Source organism: Trichocoleus desertorum ATA4-8-CV12, assembly GCA_019358975.1.
GTDB lineage: Bacteria > Cyanobacteriota > Cyanobacteriia > FACHB-46 > FACHB-46 > Trichocoleus > Trichocoleus desertorum_A.
In genome coordinates this window covers 306171-323030 of the sequence record JAHHIL010000002.1, presented here as the reverse complement: position 1 = coordinate 323030, position 16860 = coordinate 306171, and the positions used below count along the sequence as shown (strand labels likewise).

20 protein-coding genes and 1 pseudogene are annotated in these 16860 nt (G+C 48.7%); 6 read left to right on the top strand and 15 right to left on the bottom strand.

The genetic code is table 11. The annotated features are described in order from the left end of the window. The first annotated feature begins 90 nt into the window (after nucleotides 1–90). On the top strand, nucleotides 91–777 hold the full coding sequence (locus KME12_04100) for an HAD family phosphatase (GenBank protein MBW4486954.1): 687 nt from the start codon (nucleotides 91–93) through the stop codon (nucleotides 775–777). Nucleotides 778–984: 207 nt separating this feature from the next. Here KME12_04100 and KME12_04095 read toward each other — a convergent pair whose 3' ends face one another. After that, nucleotides 985–1353 (bottom strand): hypothetical protein, encoded by a 369-nt coding sequence (locus KME12_04095; protein ID MBW4486953.1) that lies wholly within the window; start codon nucleotides 1351–1353, stop codon nucleotides 985–987. 222 nt (nucleotides 1354–1575) lie between these two features. On the opposite strand from KME12_04095, the gene KME12_04090 reads away from it, so the two are divergent. After that, the gene (locus tag KME12_04090; protein MBW4486952.1) at nucleotides 1576–2106 is read left to right on the top strand and encodes an orange carotenoid protein; all 531 of its coding nucleotides are present in this window, start codon (nucleotides 1576–1578) and stop codon (nucleotides 2104–2106) included. Between the two features lie 80 nt (nucleotides 2107–2186). Here the strand turns inward: KME12_04090 and KME12_04085 are convergent, their stop codons facing one another. Further along, on the bottom strand, nucleotides 2187–2474 hold the full coding sequence (locus KME12_04085) for a (2Fe-2S) ferredoxin domain-containing protein (GenBank protein MBW4486951.1): 288 nt from the start codon (nucleotides 2472–2474) through the stop codon (nucleotides 2187–2189). Nucleotides 2475–2570: 96 nt separating this feature from the next. Further along, entirely contained in the window at nucleotides 2571–2939 is a 369-nt protein-coding gene (locus tag KME12_04080) for a cyclic nucleotide-binding domain-containing protein (protein ID MBW4486950.1), read from the bottom strand. A gap of 417 nt (nucleotides 2940–3356) precedes the next feature. On the opposite strand from KME12_04080, the gene KME12_04075 reads away from it, so the two are divergent. Next, nucleotides 3357–3614 carry a type II toxin-antitoxin system ParD family antitoxin gene (locus tag KME12_04075; GenBank protein MBW4486949.1) on the top strand — a complete coding sequence of 86 codons (258 nt, stop codon included), beginning with the start codon at nucleotides 3357–3359 and terminating at the stop codon, nucleotides 3612–3614. A gap of 13 nt (nucleotides 3615–3627) precedes the next feature. Here the strand turns inward: KME12_04075 and KME12_04070 are convergent, their stop codons facing one another. Further along, nucleotides 3628–5019 (bottom strand): ACT domain-containing protein, encoded by a 1392-nt coding sequence (locus tag KME12_04070; GenBank protein MBW4486948.1) that lies wholly within the window; start codon nucleotides 5017–5019, stop codon nucleotides 3628–3630. A gap of 140 nt (nucleotides 5020–5159) precedes the next feature. On the opposite strand from KME12_04070, the gene KME12_04065 reads away from it, so the two are divergent. Further along, nucleotides 5160–5600, top strand: coding sequence for an SRPBCC domain-containing protein (locus tag KME12_04065; GenBank protein ID MBW4486947.1), 441 nt, complete (start codon nucleotides 5160–5162; stop codon nucleotides 5598–5600). 293 nt (nucleotides 5601–5893) lie between these two features. Further along, the gene (locus tag KME12_04060) at nucleotides 5894–8866 is read left to right on the top strand and encodes a PAS domain S-box protein (protein MBW4486946.1); all 2973 of its coding nucleotides are present in this window, start codon (nucleotides 5894–5896) and stop codon (nucleotides 8864–8866) included. Here the strand turns inward: KME12_04060 and KME12_04055 are convergent. The 6 genes and pseudogenes from KME12_04055 to KME12_04030 form a co-directional block, all read right to left on the bottom strand. Continuing rightward, a pseudogene (locus KME12_04055) lies at nucleotides 8854–9585 on the bottom strand (hypothetical protein). The gene KME12_04060 and the pseudogene KME12_04055 overlap by 13 nt on opposite strands. Nucleotides 9586–9637: 52 nt before the next feature. Beyond that, the gene (locus tag KME12_04050) at nucleotides 9638–10591 is read right to left on the bottom strand and encodes a PhoH family protein (GenBank protein MBW4486945.1); all 954 of its coding nucleotides are present in this window, start codon (nucleotides 10589–10591) and stop codon (nucleotides 9638–9640) included. A gap of 280 nt (nucleotides 10592–10871) precedes the next feature. Then, the gene (gene rpsU / locus KME12_04045) at nucleotides 10872–11045 is read right to left on the bottom strand and encodes a 30S ribosomal protein S21 (GenBank protein ID MBW4486944.1); all 174 of its coding nucleotides are present in this window, start codon (nucleotides 11043–11045) and stop codon (nucleotides 10872–10874) included. 106 nt (nucleotides 11046–11151) lie between these two features. Further along, the gene (locus tag KME12_04040) at nucleotides 11152–11562 is read right to left on the bottom strand and encodes a KH domain-containing protein (GenBank protein ID MBW4486943.1); all 411 of its coding nucleotides are present in this window, start codon (nucleotides 11560–11562) and stop codon (nucleotides 11152–11154) included. After that, complete coding sequence (rpsP, locus tag KME12_04035) at nucleotides 11555–11803, bottom strand: 30S ribosomal protein S16 (GenBank protein ID MBW4486942.1); 249 nt, start codon at nucleotides 11801–11803, stop codon at nucleotides 11555–11557. Before rpsP ends, KME12_04040 begins: the two co-directional genes overlap by 8 nt. A gap of 239 nt (nucleotides 11804–12042) precedes the next feature. Further along, the gene (locus KME12_04030) at nucleotides 12043–12921 is read right to left on the bottom strand and encodes a ChaN family lipoprotein (protein ID MBW4486941.1); all 879 of its coding nucleotides are present in this window, start codon (nucleotides 12919–12921) and stop codon (nucleotides 12043–12045) included. Nucleotides 12922–13080: 159 nt separating this feature from the next. Between KME12_04030 and KME12_04025 the strand changes: the two genes are divergently transcribed. Beyond that, the gene (locus tag KME12_04025) at nucleotides 13081–13260 is read left to right on the top strand and encodes a DUF4177 domain-containing protein (GenBank protein ID MBW4486940.1); all 180 of its coding nucleotides are present in this window, start codon (nucleotides 13081–13083) and stop codon (nucleotides 13258–13260) included. Nucleotides 13261–13415: 155 nt separating this feature from the next. On the opposite strand, the gene fghA is transcribed toward KME12_04025, so the two are convergent. The 5 genes from fghA to KME12_04000 all read right to left on the bottom strand — a co-directional run bounded on the left by fghA (nucleotide 13416) and on the right by KME12_04000 (nucleotide 16826). Then, nucleotides 13416–14252 carry an S-formylglutathione hydrolase gene (gene fghA, locus KME12_04020; protein ID MBW4486939.1) on the bottom strand — a complete coding sequence of 279 codons (837 nt, stop codon included), beginning with the start codon at nucleotides 14250–14252 and terminating at the stop codon, nucleotides 13416–13418. 76 nt (nucleotides 14253–14328) lie between these two features. After that, nucleotides 14329–14865 carry a GrpB family protein gene (locus KME12_04015; protein ID MBW4486938.1) on the bottom strand — a complete coding sequence of 179 codons (537 nt, stop codon included), beginning with the start codon at nucleotides 14863–14865 and terminating at the stop codon, nucleotides 14329–14331. Nucleotides 14866–14876: 11 nt separating this feature from the next. Then, on the bottom strand, nucleotides 14877–15986 hold the full coding sequence (locus KME12_04010) for an S-(hydroxymethyl)glutathione dehydrogenase/class III alcohol dehydrogenase (protein MBW4486937.1): 1110 nt from the start codon (nucleotides 15984–15986) through the stop codon (nucleotides 14877–14879). Nucleotides 15987–16083: 97 nt separating this feature from the next. Further along, entirely contained in the window at nucleotides 16084–16449 is a 366-nt protein-coding gene (locus KME12_04005; protein ID MBW4486936.1) for a cupin domain-containing protein, read from the bottom strand. 53 nt (nucleotides 16450–16502) lie between these two features. After that, nucleotides 16503–16826 (bottom strand): hypothetical protein, encoded by a 324-nt coding sequence (locus KME12_04000; protein ID MBW4486935.1) that lies wholly within the window; start codon nucleotides 16824–16826, stop codon nucleotides 16503–16505. Nucleotides 16827–16860: the final 34 nt, after the last annotated feature.

Sequence of the window (16860 nt, the reverse complement as noted above, 5' to 3'; positions counted from 1 at the left end):
AGTGGAACTTGTAAAGCTTTGTTTCGGTATCCTACAGGGTAAGCAGGTTGATTTACTTGGCTCGATGTCCCTTACCCTCCTCAAGGCATTATGTTGTCAGCAATTTTATTTGACTTAGATGGCACCCTTACTAACACAGACCCCATTCACTTTCGAGCGTGGCAAGAGCATCTTAACCAGCACGGGTTAACAATTGACGAAACCTTCTACAAAACTCGAATTAGCGGCAAGACCAACCCCGTAATCATCGAAGAAATCTTACCTCACTTATCTGAGGCAGCAGGACAAGAACTGGCTGATGCAAAAGAAGCAAGGTTTCGGGAATTAGCCACACAAGAAATTACTGTCTTAGATGGGCTGACACAAGTTCTCGATTGGGCGCAGCAGCAGCAATTACCTTTAGCAGTCGTAACGAATGCACCGCCCGAAAATGCCTACTTTATGTTGGAAACTCTGAAATTAAACGCTCACTTCCAGACAATCGTGATCTCGGATGAAATTGGTGTGGGCAAACCAGACCCTGCTCCCTACAACATTGCCTTAGGGCGCTTAGGTGTGGCTCCTGAAACCGCGATCGCCTTTGAAGATTCCCCGTCAGGCATTCGCTCAGCAGTAGCAGCAGGAATTCCTACCGTTGGCATTGCGTCCACCCACAACCCGCAAGTGCTTTACGATTTAGGTGCGATGCTAGTCATTCCCGATTTTACTGATGAACAACTCTGGGACTTACTAAAATCTCCTGGCAAAGTTGATGGACCAAAACTAGCAGTTAATTAGCGATTTATTAGCGATCGCTTAACTCAATCAACAACGGCTCATTTAGCCAAAAGCTACTATTTTTAAACACAAAAAAGCTGGAATTGCACTTATAAATTCCAGCCTACAAATATTGGGTTTGGTTTAGTTATAGAGAGTTAGCTTAGAGTTAGATAAGGGGTAAGTATAACCTTCTTGCAAAAGAAGCCTTTTGTCTCGCCTGACTTATTAACCAGGCTGGCCTTTTTCGATCGCTTTTTGGATCAAATCGTGGCTGTCACCAGCATTGGCTGCGTCAGGGCGTAAATCTTGAGCCATTGCTCGGAAGTCAGCGGGATCGCCAGTGGGTTCTGCTTCCACTTTGGTTTCTTCTGGCTGATGCAGTTCATGTTCTGGTGCGGTGGCGGCGGCGGCGGCTTCTGCGCCCTGGCTACCGCGATCAACATCGCTGACGCTGTACTCTTTAGACGCTTCGTAGTCGGCATCTACGTTTACTTTAGGAGCTTTTTGTTCACCACCAGCAATCTCTTCTGTCGCTTGCATGGCATCAAAATTTTGACCTTCACCTGGGGTTAAATCGGTAGTTGCGTCAGCCATACTGAACTCCTAACTTTCGTTTTTTAACTTCATGCCCTGACTTTAACAAAGCCGAGTCTGGTTTCCTCAACCCCCCAGGATAGATTCTCAACCTCCCCCTGTGGAGAGATCCCCCGGATCAAGTTGAGTGATCGAAACTCTCCCTCCTGAGGGGCGATCGCATTGCAAAAATTGTGATAACTCTAACCTGGAGCAACTTAATATTCTCTAGGAGAAAAGTTTATGACTTCTGATCATGAAAGCGGTAGATCCCAACTTCTAAATGAAGATACTAGAAAAGCAGTTGAAGCATTTGACAAGCTTGGAACGGATGAAAAATTAGCTTATTTCTACTACGTTTACGAGAAGATGGGTGAGTCCATTACCCCCGCTGCTCCAGCTGCTACTGAGCCAAATTTAGCCCCCAAATTAATGGGTGACTTCTACGAATTATCTGATGATGAACAACTGGCAATTATGCGTCAGATTGTGAATCGTGAAGACACAGAATATTCACGGGCTTATGGCTCTTTGAAAGAAAATAACCAGCTCATGGTTTGGTTTGCTTGGGCGCAGGCAATGGGCGAAACCGTGGTTGATTTACCAGGCGACTACAACGCGGCTGAAGGCATCAACAACCTACTCGCTCAAACCGAACACCTGGGTTTTGAGCATCAAATTTCGATGTTCCGAGAAGTTGCCGCGAATATGGGTTACACCGATGTTCAGCCCATTCCTACTCAATCTGAAACAGGTAAAACTTCCAGTTTCTAGAGCTTAAGCTGATGTGGTAATAACTTGTAGAGACGTGCGATCGCCACGTCTCTATTATTTTGTCGCTAGAATTTTGGCATTTAGGTAGAAGGGTGAAATTTGCGGTAGAGCATCCCTTTAACAGGTTGTCCTTGTCGGAGGTGACGCTCAGCGATCGCTCCCACTTCCTCTGGGCGAACTCGGCAATACCAAACTTCCTCTGGCAAGACGAGCAACATCGGGCCATTGCCACATTGACCCAGGCAACTACTACTCTCCACTTGCACCTCAGAAATAGCTTGAGTTTGCAATGCAGCTAGAACTTTGGTCGCACCTTGCTTCCGACAGCTTTTGTTTTGGCAGACCAGCACACGCCGACAACTTGACAATTATCTACGCTCAAAGCAGCCTTTCCATCCTAGACTTCTAGCTAAAATGTCCGCTTGTTCAATCCGATGGGTTTAGGCCAGTTCCATTAATCATTTCTAAAGTAGCTTGACCAAACGGCTTAATCTTTCCGAATAGCTTTTCATCACCTCCAACGCAAAGATAGGCGTTTCTTGAACCGCGAAGAGAAACCTTTTTTGATCTAGAAAGGCGAGTTCACAATCGGTTTCAGCTACTGCGGTGTAGGTTCTGGTTGTGGCCCCGATCAATGCACCCACACCAAAAACCTCACCTCGTTCTAGAGTTTCTACCACTCGGTTATTGATGAGTAAGCCAACTGTCCCTGAAAGAATGCCGTACATGAGTTCGGCGGGTTGCCCAATTTCAAAAATTACCTGATCGGTTGAGAAGTGCTGAGGTTGGGGCTGTCTTTGAAAGATGCTGAGGGTTGCGACTGGATCTAGCATGACTCGGTAGTTCCTATAGGGCAGAAATCGTGGCTAAAAAATTGCTTTGAGGACTGGGTTTTGAAGGCTAAGTTCAGACAAGCAAGATGAAGCTAGCAATAAACGCCAGAATTTTACTGCCTTGGAGCCAGTGAAGTGAGATTCTCAACAATATTTCCTGATTGCCGTGCGATCGCGCCTTAGCCAAAAGGCATACACCAAACTCAGCAGTATTTTCCTATAGTTCAATGGCACTAGGGATTTGCAACAACCTTCAGTAAAGTTGAGCTGTAACGTGACACCTCTAAAGGTAGAGGAAGTACAACCTCAAGAGAGAGGAAGGATAAGGAGGTATCAGGAAAAATAGAGCAACATTGGTAAATCCTTTAACAACTCTTGCCACAACTCTGATGGCGAAGCACATGGAGGTAATGGCTGATGGCTACACTTAACATCTTGCTTTCGGAATCAATTCGTCAATTTGTCCAAGAACAAGTTACTTTTGGGGGCTACAACACCAGTAGCGAGTACATTCAGCACTTAATCCAACAAGATCAACAACGAGTTAACCAAAAACAATTGGAAACTCTGTTATCTGAAACCCTGGAGAGTGATGAACTCGCCCATATGACTGATGAATGGTGGCAAGAAAAGCGCGCCCAAATTCTCCAAAAATTCCGCTTTGAAGAGAGGTAGGCAAGCTTTAGCTCTAACTTTGAGCGACCCCATCTTGACGTGCCGCCCTTTGCACCGCTGCTGCGACTGCGGTTGCAACTCGTTCATCAAATACAGATGGAATAATATGTTCTCGGTCTAAGTCAGAGGGTTTGATCAGCGAAGCGATCGCGGCGGCAGCTTCTAGGTACATGCTGGTCGTTAAGGCGGCGGCTCGACAATCTAGCGCTCCTCGGAAGATACCGGGAAAGGCCAAAACATTATTGATTTGGTTGGGATAATCGCTACGACCTGTTGCCATCACCGCCACATCATTAACTACTAATTCAGGTTGAATTTCTGGAATGGGATTTGCCATCGCAAACACAATCGGATCACTTGCCATCGATCGCACCATTTCGGGAGTCAGCACACCTGGCGCACTCACCCCTAAAAAGACATCGGCTCCCACTAAAGCATCGGCTAAGGTACCACTCTGAGCAATCGCAAATTCTCGCTTTTCTTCAGTTAAGTCAAGGCGATCGCGGCACAACAACCCTTTAGAGTCACACATATGAATCGTGGTCGCTCCTGCTTTCTCTAAGAGACGCGCGATCGCCACACCTGCTGCCCCTGCGCCGTTGATTACAATCCTTATTTGATCTAGAGGTTTATGAACTAGCTTCAGGGCATTGGTGAGGGCCGCCAAAGTCACAATCGCAGTGCCATGCTGATCATCATGAAACACCGGAATATCCAGTTCGCGCCGCAGACGATCTTCAATTTCAAAGCAGCGTGGGGCAGAAATATCTTCTAAATTGATGCCCCCAAACACCGGGGCAATATTTTTCACGGTTTCCACGATCGCATCGGTATCTTGAGTCGCTAAGCAGATAGGGAAAGCGTCAATACCAGCAAATTCCTTAAACAGCATCGCCTTGCCTTCCATTACAGGCAGGGCAGCAGCAGGGCCAAGATTTCCCAACCCTAAAACCGCACTACCATCCGTCACCACAGCAATCGTGTTTTGCTTGATGGTCAAGTTATAAGCTTGCTCAGGGTCTTGGGCGATCGCATGACAAATCCGACCGACGCCGGGGGTGTAGGCCATCGCCAAGTCTCCCTGGTTTTTGAGCGAAATTTTGCTCTCCACCCGGATTTTGCCGCCTCGATGCAGGTTGAAGGTGCGATCGTAAACGTTAACCACCTTGATCTCTGGTAGGTCTTTAACCACTTGCACAATGGTTTCGGCATGTTCGGTGCTGGCCGCATCAACGCTAATATCGCGCACAGAAAATTGACGGGTTTGTTCAATCAAATCAATGTGGCCCAGATTACCACCCGCTAAGGCGATCGCCTGAGTGACACTGGCCAACATGCCAGCCCGATTAGGCAGTTGAAAACGAATCGTTAGGCTAAAACTAGGATTAGGAGTTAAGTTCACCATGATGCTGTCGTTTCCTCTGCTAGCTCAAAAACGTAGTTAGATGGAGTAGGAGGGGCAAAATAGTTGTGGTTTGTCTCAGCTTAGAGAAATTCCAAACCCACAATTGTACCGAGTTGCACTGACAGGTCTGAATTGCAGCTATGCCGAGCCTCTATACTGAAATCGAAATTGATGCCCCCAAACAGAAAGTGTGGCAAGCACTCGTGCAAAAAGAACAGTGGATGTACTGGAATACTTTTTTGTACGACTGTGATGCGTCACGCCCTTTCAAGCAGGGCCAAGAAGTTTTACTTTCTCTACGACGGATTTCTGGTGAAGAAGAAACCGAATTTGAGCCTCTAATCACTTTGATGCAGCCAGAGGTCTGCTTAACTTGGTTCTCGGCTATCCCTGGCCTGCAAAACGAGCATGTGTTCGAACTTCAGGAGATTGATCAGGGTCGCACTAAGTATATTCATCGAGAAACCTTTGCGGGGTGGTTGGCTCGTGTATTTTGGCCGTTTATCCGGGTTGACGAGCAGCAGGGCTTGAAGCGAATGGCCCGCGAACTAAAACAATATGTAGAATACCGAAGACAATAAGACGGTTCATTAAAATACTGGCAACATTCAACATCTACTCTCTCTAGGTGGGCATACTGAATTCATAACAAATGGGTTACCAGTATTAAACAGACACCAGAGAAATTTTTGGCCTAGACTTGCCCATAAAGTGGGTCGGCTGGGCCGGAAAAGCCAAATTCCTCCTGAACCCAGTTATGGTTGGTCTTTTCTCCGTTAAGCATACGTTTATATTGTGATTTTAGTGAGCCTCCTTGATTTGTTCTGGCCTCTAAGCCAGCTATCCAGTTCTGATTATCTGGTTCATCCCAACTATGAACTATAAAAACGGATGGGCTGTGAGGCACTTCCGATGGTTACGATATGGCGTTGCCATATTAGTGGTTGTCGCTGCGACCGTAGTGCGATTACTGCTCAATCCGCTCCTGAGTAATGCGTCACCGTTCTTGCCATTTATTTTAGCTGTACTATTCAGCGCCTGGTATGGTGGTCTGCGGCCCGGTTTGCTATCGACTGGCTTGAGCGCCGGAATCATTCATTACTTCTGGCTACGCTCTAAGGGTATAGAGGGACTGGAGCTGAGAAACCTCATTCTATTAGCACTGTTTCTAGTGGCTGGAATTGGCTTGAGTTGGGTCAATGAAGTGCTGCACCGATCGCGTAGACGCAGTGAAGAAAGTGTACGGGCCTTGCGCTCTAGCGAGGAGCAGTATCGGCTTTTAGTGGATGGAGTCAAAGACTACGCCATTTATCTTCTGGATGCTCAAGGCTATGTGGTGACCTGGAATCCGGGAGCCGAACGCATTAAAGGTTATGCAGCTGAGGAGATGCTCGGTCAGCACTTCTCCCGTTTTTATCTGCCCCAAGATGTTGCTCAAGGGAAGCCAAAACGAGTTTTGGAAACAGCGATCGCCCAAGGTCGTTTTGAAGAAAAAGGGTGGCGAGTCCGCAAAGATGGTTCGCAATTTTGGGCGCATGTTTTGATCACCCCTTTATGGAATGAAGCGGGAAAACTGCGGGGCTTCTCGAAAATAGAACGCGATATCAGCGAAGCAAAGCGCGACGAAGCCGAGCGTCAACGAGCAGAAGCGGCTCTACAGCAAAGTGAGGAGCAATTGCGTTTGGCCCTAGATGCATCGGGTGCAGGGATTTGGGATTGGGATCTGCAAACCGGAGTTGTGACCTGGTCTAGGAAAACTGAACAGTTACTAGGGGTAGCTCCAGGCACCTTTAGCCAAAGCTACGAATCGTTTCTAGAATTGGTTCATCCGGGCGATCGCGAGCAGGTTGCTGGTGCCACCGAGGAAGCGCTGGAGATGCAACAAGATTATGCCCACGAGTTTCGGGTTGTCTGGGCAGATGGTTCCATTCACTGGATTGCTGGAACTGGCAAGCTAATCTTTGACGCTGAGGGCAAAGTCATCCGGATGCTGGGCACCAACATGGATGTGACTGAGCGGAAGCAGACCGAATTGGTTTTGCAGCAGCAAACGGAGCGAGAGCGATTAATTGGCGCGATCGCTCAACGCATGCGGCAGTCTCTCAACTTAGAAGAGATCCTCAATACCACTGTGGCTGAGGTGAGAGAGCTGCTCCAAACCGATCGAGTGGTGATTTACCAATTTCAACCTGATCGCAGTGGCCTTGTGGTGGTCGAATCGGTAGCGGCTGAGTGGGTTTCTATCCTAGGTGCAGTGATACCCCCGCCAAAAGATGAATTGGTGCAAATGTACCAAGCGGGTCAAGGATCTTCTATTGCCGATGTTTATACTGCCCCACTGGAGCCGCACTGCATTGAAACACTGGAGCAGTTTCAGATCCGGGCGGATTTAGTCATTCCCATTTTGCAAGGTGAAACCCTCTGGGGCTTATTGGTGGTTCATCACTGTGCTTCAGCCCATGAATGGCAATCTCTAGAAATTGATTTACTAAAACAGTTAGCGGCTCAGTTAGCGATCGCGATTCAGCAGTCGCAGTTATATCAACAGGTTCAGCAACTGAACTCCAATCTGGAACATCAAGTTCAAGAGCGGATGCAACAGTTGCAGCAAGCCCTCAACTTTGAGGCAGTACTGAAACGAATTACTGATAAAGTCCGAGATAGCTTGGATGAAGCGCAGATTTTGCAAACAGCTGTTCAAGAACTGGCATTGGTTTTACAAGCAGATAGCTGTAATGCCGCTCTCTATGACCTAGAGCGAGAGACTGCAGACGTTTGTTATGAGTACACAACCTCAACATTTGCCTTTCAAGGACGACGCTTGCGGTTAGAATCTTTCCCAGAAATTTATCAGCCTTTGTTACAAGGGAGATGTGTCCAATTCTGCTCAATGATGGCGTCTTCTCGGCAAGACCAAGCGGCAATGCTAGCTTGCCCGCTCTTGGATGATCAGGGAGTGCTCGGCGATCTCTGGTTGCGGCATCGGCAAGAGTATATTTTTACCGAGCAAGAGATTCGCTTAGTGGAGCAAATTGCCAATCAGTGTGCGATCGCGATTCGCCAAGCCCGACTTTTTCAAGCCGCTCAAGCTCAAGTCGAAGCCCTAGAGAGACTAAACCAACTCAAAGATGATTTCCTGAGTACCGTCTCTCACGAATTACGCACACCTGTTGCGAACATGAAGATGTCCATCCGCATGTTGGAGCTGGCGCTGCATCAAGAAGTGCCAACCAGTGACAAGCCCCCCAAGTCCGAGCGCTATCTGAAAATTTTGCAGGATGAATGTGAACGAGAAATTAGTTTAATCAATGACTTGCTAGACTTGCAACGCTTGGAAATTGGGGCGCAGTCTCTGACCTTGAGCATGATCTATCTTGATTCCTGGGTGGCTCAACTGGTCAAGCCGTTTGAAGAGCGATCGCGAGCTAGGCAGCAAGTTCTGCAAGTAGAGATAGAGCCAGAATTACCACCTCTCGTTTCTGACATGCTAGGTCTAGAACGGATTCTGGGCGAGCTATTGAATAATGCTTGCAAATACACACCACCCGGCGATCGCATTTGTCTCCGAGTGCAAGTCAAAGCCGATCAAATGCAATTCCAAGTCGTCAACACGGGAGCCGAAATTCCAGCCCACGAACTGCCGCGTATTTTCGACAAGTTCTATCGGATTCCTAGCGCTGACCCCTGGAAGCAAGGTGGCACTGGCTTAGGCTTAGCATTGGTGCAGAAGTTGGCAAAGCATTTGCAGGGCAATCTCTATGTTGAGAGCGCTAACCGTCGCACTGTCTTTACCGTTGAGGTGCCCATCACCTTAGCAACTGAGCTAGCCGCAAAGAATTCTAATTGATAACGATAGAGCGCGACTGGACGAGTGTTCCTTAAACCCCCTGCCTTAAAGTAATCCGGATCTTGGGGAGAAAAATAAACAGCTGTGATCTGGTCAGCGACGATCGCGGGGGAGTCAGCAGAGGTAGATCGTCGATAGGCAGTGGTAGTTTCCACTTGGTTGAAGTAAAGCTGCGACGCACCCCGAAATTGCTGCTGAAACACCTCAGTAGTAATGAATTGATCTGGATCAGGAGCTTCTATGGCTCGACCCGTCACAACAGACACTAACTGACGATCGCCTCGTAACAAAGTGATTTGGCGATTGGGAGAATTGGGGTCCATTTTGACTGCCAACACTGCGCGATCGCCCAAATAAGCTTTGGCAATATTCAATCCATTAAAGGCGCGATCGGCCACCACCTCAGCAGACTTTTTAGATTGCGGTATGGGCAGCATAGAATTCGCTGGTTGGGATAAGGCTGGCCTGAACTTTACCTGAAAATCAATCGGCTGCTGCAAATACTGACGATTACTTTCAAAGCCTGGAGTCACAACTTCTGGAGCTAAAGGAGCCGCTAAATCCACTAAGGTGCTGGTGATATCCCAAGTCCCTGCCAACCAATCAGGATAGACTAGATCTCCTTTAGCGACTTGTACGGGAGGCTGCGCTTGCCACTGCGGAAAAGCGGCGATGCGATCGGCGAGTGGGCCTGCTTGGGCGATCGGTTGCCACAGCATGATCAGGAGGCTGAGACAGCAACTCCATAGAAGAGTGCGATCGCAAAAATTCCTATTGTTCGTATTGCTCATAGGCCGCAACAATTCGCTGAACTAGAGGGTGGCGCACTACATCCGCTTGAGAGAAGTGGCAGAAGGCAATTCCTTCCACATGTTGCAGGATTTTTTGGGCCACTGCTAAACCAGAAGTCTGGTGGGTGGGCAAGTCTGTCTGGGTTAGGTCGCCCGTCACTACCATGCGCGATTTAAACCCAAGACGAGTCAAAATCATTTTCATTTGAGCAGGTGTGGTGTTTTGGGCTTCATCCAGGATCACAAAGGCATTGCTCAAGGTGCGACCCCGCATATAGGCGATCGGAGCGACTTCAATCACACCCCGCTCCATGAGATTCGGAATCTTTTCCGGGTCAATGAACTCATACAAAGCATCGTAAAGGGGGCGCAAATAAGGGTTAACCTTCTGCTGCAAGTCTCCCGGCAAAAACCCCAACTTTTCACCCGCCTCAACCGCCGGACGAGTCAAAATCAAACGTTCGCACTGATTAGAAAGTAGCGCTTGTACCGCTAACACCGCCGCTAAAAACGTTTTACCCGTTCCCGCTGGGCCAATACAGAAGGTGAGGTCGTGGGTGCGGACTGCCTGAACATACTGCCGCTGCCGAAATGTTTTAGCTCGAACATCTTCCCCTCGACGAGTTCGCGCTAGAACGTCATGCTGCATCTCGTTGAACTCATCTTGGCGATCGGTGTCCAAGGCTTGACGCGCGGTGAGAATATCGGCTCTAGAAATAGCTTTACCTTTGCTCCAAAGGTCTTCTAGCGATCGCACCACCTGGCAACTCAGATCCACTTGAGTGGCAGTTCCAGAGATCAACAACTCCTGACCTCGTAGAACAATTGTGGCTCCGGTTTGCCGAGACAAAGTTTTGAGATTTTCTTCCTGTAAGCCAGCCAGGGCGATCGCACTCTCAGCCGTGGGTAACTGAATGGATGCAGCCTCTACCATGCGAATAACAGTGCTCCCAACAGAGTTTTTTTAACTAACTTTCTTAATCGTGAACTAACTTTTTTGATTTGCATCAAATCCATTTCATTGTTTTGTTAAACGCCTAAAGCGCTGGGAAAAAAGCATTTTAGGATAACAAAAAGACGCCTGAACCGAATCCAATCTGGGTTAACAGGCGTCTACTCACTTCAATATTGTGCTACCCCAACCAATTACGTAGAAGCTATGTAAAAGCGTACATCTGCTATCTACATCAGGGTTTAAGTTACATTTCATGCACTTAGGGGCGACGCTTACGGGAAGCTTCGGCCTTGTGCTTACGACGAAGACTCGGCTTCTCGTAGCGTTCGCGACGTTTAACTTCGGATAAAATTCCTGCTTTTTGAATCTTTTTCTTGAAGCGTCTTAACGCTGATTCAATAGATTCATTCTCACCTAGACGGACTTCTGCCACTTGCTGTGCTCACCTCCTTACTGTGTATCTCAGAGTGGGGCTATGTTCTAAGAGCAACCGCACTTTGCATAAAGCGGCAGCCCTACACATGCTTCTAATTTATACTTTACTGAGTCCGGCGTTTAGGAGCAGCTTTGGGTGGTGTAGAACGAGGTGGTGGAGAGTTCGAACTGGACTCAGAGTCTGATTCTTCATTTCGACTACCAACCAAGTCACCCCCAAAAATGTCTAAGTAGATCGCTTGGCCAGAAGATTGAGCAGAAGCTTCTAAAACAGTTCGGATTGCTTGGATGTTGCGCCCACCGCGACCAAATACACGCCCTTTATCCGAGCTATCAAAAGCTAGCCGAATCCAAATTCTGGGTCGGCTAGGGGATATCTCACAATCTACTTTGAGGGATTCTGGTGACTCCAGAAAAGGTTGAACTAGAAAGCGCACCAACCCAGCATAGTTAGGGTGAGCAGAACGAGGCGGAGTTGAGTGACCCAACCCCTCTCGACCGGATGCCTCAGGCATTGACCTGTTCGAAGACATTGGCTTTTCTCAGAATGCTGCGTACCGTTTCGGTAGGCTGGGCTCCTTCTTTGAGCCATTTAACGATCGCGTCAATTTCTAGACGTACTTCATCAGTTCTGGGATTATAAAAACCCAGTTCTTGCAGGGGACGGCCATCCCGGCGCGTGCTGCTGTTCATCGCTACAATCCGGTAACTAACTTCACGCTTTTTGCCGTATCGCTTCAATCGCAGTTTGATCATGCTTGAAGGGTTTGCTCCTAGGGAATTACAAGTTTAAAGCTAATAGCTGTCGGCTTTGGGCGATCGGCTATTAGACTCTACATTAATAGACACTACTGAATTGATCATCATACCATTCGCCTGGGTATACCCGCTACTGCACTCAAGCAATACGATCGCCTCAATATTCCCTCACCTAAAATACATCCTCATCTTCCCTTGCATCCTTCATCCCTCATCCCTCATCCTTCCTCCCTCCCTCATCCCTCATCCTTCCAAATGTAGTCTGCGATCGCCCTACTTCCTTTTTTCAACTCTTCTGGCGCTGGGTTGAGTAGGACTAAGCGCTGCACGAAGTTAGGGATGTTTTTGAGGCGGCGGGCGACTCGACTGGGGATGCCGTCTCCGTAAATGATGTGGCCTTGGCCAGCTAGGACGACGATTTGGTGGTTGGGATGAGTGGTGGCAAATTGGGCGATGCGATCGGCCATTGTTTCGTCCCAGAGCACTTGGGCTTGAAAGAATTGCTCAAAGTTGTTGCTGGAACTATGGCCTTGGTGTATTTCTTCGTAAATTTTCTGGATGCGTTGGCGATAGGCGGCGTTATCAGTGCGGATCTCTGAGGCGGGTGGGGCGAATTGGCGATCGCTGGCAGTCAAACTGTTTAAGCCTTGGCGCGCCACTTTTCGGGTAACTTCTGTGGGGGTGTTGAGGGCGAGAACTGGCAAGCGGTTGGCTTTGGCGAAGCGCAAAATGGGGGCGTAATATTCCCAGTCGTAACCCCAGCGTTGGTCGAATTGGCTTTGTTGACGCAGTTCTGCTTCGGTGATTTTGCCTGCTAGATAGCGATCAATTGCTAGTTGATAGGGGCGTTGAAACATTTCTAGCGCGATCGCCAGTTGGGGCTGTTTTTGGTGCAGCGCTTGAATAATTTTGAGTTGCGCTCGATGGTCGGCTGGGCTATCGTGGGTTTCGCCTAGGTAAACCACATCGGCGGCTGCTAGTTGTCGGAGGACAATTTGGGGGCTTAAGCGCTGCTGAATCGGACTAAAAACGGTTTGCGCCGAAGCAGGTGAGGCGAAACACAGAAAAATGCCGAGTGACCAGGCCCAGAGTTTGATTAGTTGACCGTTGCTCATGCTTCCCAAGCTCCCTATCGCCGCACCGAACTTTTTTCACGATAACGAATAATGCTTGGGGAAAGGGCATGCTATAGCATTTGCAGCAGATTCCAAGTGAGCCGCTGCATTGAGGCCGTCTCCGAATCAGCTAGAAACTTTGCGATTGAGCCAAACACTATGCAGCGTTTTGAATACCTTACGGTTTATGTCAATGCGTCCGGGTCTTACCAGGCAGCGAATGGTAGCTGGAGAAACATAAAAGAATTAGGTGAGCAAGGCTGGGAGTTAGTTTCAGTGGTGAGTGACACTGCTAAGGATATGGTTGCCTTCTTCAAGCGACCCCAACAGGATAGTTGACCGCTGGGCGTGAAGTGGTAGAGCGATCGCAACTTCCACATTTCATTTTCACTAAAGTTGCTCGACTTTTTCCGGAGCTACCCCCCACCTCCTAGAAGAAAGGAATGGTAGATGCACCCTGAATTTAATCCCTGGCCTTGTGCTGGGGATTTTTTTTATGCCCACAAAGCCTCGGCATGATGGCGAATGTGGTCTTCCATAAATGTGGCGATGAAGTAGTAGCTGTGGTCGTATCCTGACTGCATTCGCAATGTTAGAGGTTGTCCCACTTGGGCACAGGCTTGCTCAAATAACTGTGGCTTCAGTTGATTTTCTAAGAAGTTATCTGCGGTGCCTTGGTCGATTAGAATGGGGCGCTGCCACTTCGCTGTCAGGACTAGTTCACTGGCATCGTAAGCTCGCCACTGCTCCTGGTCGGCACCCAAATAATTACTAAAGGCTTTTTCTCCCCAGGCACAACGCATCGGAGCCACAATCGGGGCAAAGGCAGAAACAGAAAGGTAGCGATCGCGATTCCTCAGTGCACAAACTAGCGCTCCATGACCGCCCATCGAATGACCAAAAATGCTTTGGCGATCGGACTTTACCGGGAAATGCTCGGTGATCAGTGCTGGGAGTTCTTCGGTGACGTAGCTATACATGCGGTAGTGCTGGCTCCACGGCTCCTCTGTGGCATCCACATAGAACCCTGCTCCAGTGCCAAAATCCCAATCGTCGTCTTCGCCAGGAATGCTTGTGTTGCGGGGACTCGTATCCGGTGCCACGAGTATCACCCCATACTTCGCGGCGAACTGTTGTGCTCCTGCCTTGGTAATGAAGTTTTCCTCGGTGCAGGTTAACCCAGAAAGGAAGTACAACACAGGCACGGGTTCTGTCTGGGCTTGCGGCGGCTGATACACCGAAAACTTCATCTCACTATTGCAAGCGGAAGACGAGTGACTGTAAAAGCCAACGGTGCCGTCAAAGCAGACGTATTGAGTTATAAGTTTCAATTCACTAACCATGAGCCTGATTAAGGAACTGCGAATAGGATCTTCGCTAGGACAAAGACAATCAACTCAGAGTGGCCTATTGCGACCATTCATAAGATTGCCATTGACGTGCCTGAGCCATGACAGTCTGAATGTACTCGCTCTTACCATTGGTGTAGCCTTCGCGATCGCTGCGAAAGCGCACTGCCAAGTCGCGCTTCAGAGCCTCATACCTCTTTGCTTCATCCAAATGGATTCGTAGATAGTCCCGAAACAGCGATCGCTCGCAAAACTTACTCTCAGCTTCAACCATATGAATGTGATGAGTACGCTGTAGATCGTAGGGAGGTAGCCCTTTTACAAAAAACAAGCGATTAGAGTCAGGATTATCGTGCCAGTAAACGTAGTCTAGTTTCTCAAGTAAAGGCACAGCCTGTTTCGCTACATTTAAAGAACGAATGACCACCATCAGATCGATGATGGGCTTGGCGGCTAGCCCTAGCACTGCTGTACTTCCAATATGCTCTATTGAAACAACTAGCTCAGTATCTAAAACTTTTTGGAGCTTGGCTTTTTCCGCTTCAAATAAGCTTGGCCAACATGGATCATATTCAACAATAACGATCTCATCCATCGGCTTTTCCGCTAAAACGTCACTACTGTCCGAATTGCGTCCCCTTTATGCATCAGGTCAAAGGCTTCATTGATTTGCTCCACTGGCATCACATTGGTAATCAAATCATCAATGTTGATTTTGCCGTCCATGTACCAATCCACAATCTTGGGGACATCGGTGCGGCCTCTGGCTCCCCCAAACGCTGAGCCTTTCCAGACACGACCAGTCACCAGTTGAAAGGGTCGAGTGCTGATTTCCTGGCCTGCACCTGCTACGCCAATGATGACGCTAACGCCCCAACCTTTATGGCAACACTCCAAGGCTTGCCGCATCACGTTGACGTTGCCAATGCACTCAAAGCTATAGTCCGCGCCCCCTTTGGTTAGTTCTACTAAGTGCGCTACCAAGTCACCCTCCACTTCTTTCGGGTTGACGAAGTGGGTCATGCCGAGTTTTTCAGCTAAGGCGCGTTTTGTGGGGTTGATGTCTACCCCCACAATCATGTTGGCTCCCACCATGCGGGCACCCTGGATGACGTTGAGGCCAATACCACCCAAGCCAAATACCACGACATTTGCTCCTGGCTCGACTTTGGCAGTGTAGAGTACTGCACCAATTCCGGTGGTCACGCCACAGCCGATATAGCAAACCTTGTCGAAGGGGGCATCTTCCCGAATTTTGGCGACGGCAATTTCGGGTAGAACCGTGTAGTTGGCGAAGGTGGAGGTGCCCATGTAGTGATGGATCATCTTGCCGCCCATCGAGAAACGGCTAGTACCATTAGGCATTAGTCCTCGGCCTTGGGTACCGCGAATCGCTTGGCAGAGGTTGGTTTTGAAGCTAAGGCAATACTCGCAATTGCGGCATTCTGCGGTGTAGAGGGGAATCACATGATCGCCAGGTTTCACCGAAGTCACTCCTGGCCCCACTTCTACGACCACACCCGCTCCTTCGTGCCCCAAAATCGCCGGAAATAAGCCTTCTGGGTCAGCTCCAGATAGCGTAAAGGCATCGGTGTGACAGACACCTGTCGCTTTAATTTCGACCAGCACTTCCCCTGCTTGAGGGCCTTCGAGCTGCACCGTTTCAATACTCAACGGCTTTCCAGCTTCAAAAGCAACGGCGGCTTTAACGTCCATCTCACGGCTCCTAGTTTCTCTGCATAGATCCAGAATACTGAGTATCCCTGATTTGACCTTCTAGTGCAGTTTGTAGGAGCTTTAAGTGCTGTAATCCTTACGCCTCATAGACTGTTTCATCTTCCTTGCGCCACGCAGGATCAACAATGCAAATGAATACTAGCTGTTCGCTGCCAGTGTTACGAATAAATTGCTTAGCGTTGGGTGGAATATAAACGGCATCTCCCGGTGCCACTATTTGGGTTTCGTCGCCAATGTGCATCTCACCTTGACCGCTGAGCATGTAGTAGACCTCCGAGGTGGTGAGAGCATGAGGCGTAGAGGTTTCCCCAACCGGGACGATCGCGTGGGCGAGACTGTAGCGTAAATCGATCGCTTGTTTGTCAGGATGTAGGAGTTCCCGTAGCAGGGTACTGTCGCCTGCCACAAATTCTTCGCAGTCGTAGAGTTTTCGTACTAACATCCCTAATTCTCACGCGATCGCCAGCAACGATCTTAGAGTATCAGAGAGAACAATTAGTACCGATGAGAAACCGGGAGGGGCTGAGAAGTGGGTTCGTAGTCACGACAGTAGATTGCATCCTCAGAGAGGGCTGTGTCTGGATGCACAGTGCATTTGAGGTGATAGTCTCCGGTGAAGAATTCGCAGTTAGCACAAGGAATTCGGTGCATCTTCTTGGCGTTGTTGACCCCATCTCGCACAGCTGACCAAGTGTTCCAACTCACTAAGACAATTAGACCCCAAGCCGTAATAAAACAGATGGGTACTAGGATCGGCTGAATCAGCTGGATCAGGAAATACAGAAGTCGCAATACGCTAATTAGGAAAGTATCAAACATAAGAGGTACTGATGCCACCAATTAGTTTTAATTA

What these genes read in the sequence shown, in the direction of transcription:
- KME12_04070 (MBW4486948.1), bottom strand. Translation starts at nt 5,019, where the DNA reads ATGGTGAACTTAACTCCTAATCCTAGTTTTAGCCTAACGATTCGTTTT.
- KME12_04030 (MBW4486941.1), bottom strand. Translation starts at nt 12,921, where the DNA reads ATGAGCAACGGTCAACTAATCAAACTCTGGGCCTGGTCACTCGGCATT.
- KME12_04050 (MBW4486945.1), bottom strand. Translation starts at nt 10,591, where the DNA reads ATGGTAGAGGCTGCATCCATTCAGTTACCCACGGCTGAGAGTGCGATC.
- KME12_04015 (MBW4486938.1), bottom strand. Translation starts at nt 14,865, where the DNA reads ATGGATGAGATCGTTATTGTTGAATATGATCCATGTTGGCCAAGCTTA.
- KME12_04040 (MBW4486943.1), bottom strand. Translation starts at nt 11,562, where the DNA reads ATGCCTGAGGCATCCGGTCGAGAGGGGTTGGGTCACTCAACTCCGCCT.
- KME12_04025 (MBW4486940.1), top strand. Translation starts at nt 13,081, where the DNA reads ATGCAGCGTTTTGAATACCTTACGGTTTATGTCAATGCGTCCGGGTCT.
- KME12_04090 (MBW4486952.1), top strand. Translation starts at nt 1,576, where the DNA reads ATGACTTCTGATCATGAAAGCGGTAGATCCCAACTTCTAAATGAAGAT.
- KME12_04060 (MBW4486946.1), top strand. Translation starts at nt 5,894, where the DNA reads ATGAACTATAAAAACGGATGGGCTGTGAGGCACTTCCGATGGTTACGA.
- KME12_04075 (MBW4486949.1), top strand. Translation starts at nt 3,357, where the DNA reads ATGGCTACACTTAACATCTTGCTTTCGGAATCAATTCGTCAATTTGTC.
- KME12_04095 (MBW4486953.1), bottom strand. Translation starts at nt 1,353, where the DNA reads ATGGCTGACGCAACTACCGATTTAACCCCAGGTGAAGGTCAAAATTTT.
- KME12_04010 (MBW4486937.1), bottom strand. Translation starts at nt 15,986, where the DNA reads ATGGACGTTAAAGCCGCCGTTGCTTTTGAAGCTGGAAAGCCGTTGAGT.
- KME12_04000 (MBW4486935.1), bottom strand. Translation starts at nt 16,826, where the DNA reads ATGTTTGATACTTTCCTAATTAGCGTATTGCGACTTCTGTATTTCCTG.
- rpsP (MBW4486942.1), bottom strand. Translation starts at nt 11,803, where the DNA reads ATGATCAAACTGCGATTGAAGCGATACGGCAAAAAGCGTGAAGTTAGT.
- KME12_04080 (MBW4486950.1), bottom strand. Translation starts at nt 2,939, where the DNA reads ATGCTAGATCCAGTCGCAACCCTCAGCATCTTTCAAAGACAGCCCCAA.
- KME12_04065 (MBW4486947.1), top strand. Translation starts at nt 5,160, where the DNA reads ATGCCGAGCCTCTATACTGAAATCGAAATTGATGCCCCCAAACAGAAA.
- KME12_04100 (MBW4486954.1), top strand. Translation starts at nt 91, where the DNA reads ATGTTGTCAGCAATTTTATTTGACTTAGATGGCACCCTTACTAACACA.
- KME12_04005 (MBW4486936.1), bottom strand. Translation starts at nt 16,449, where the DNA reads ATGTTAGTACGAAAACTCTACGACTGCGAAGAATTTGTGGCAGGCGAC.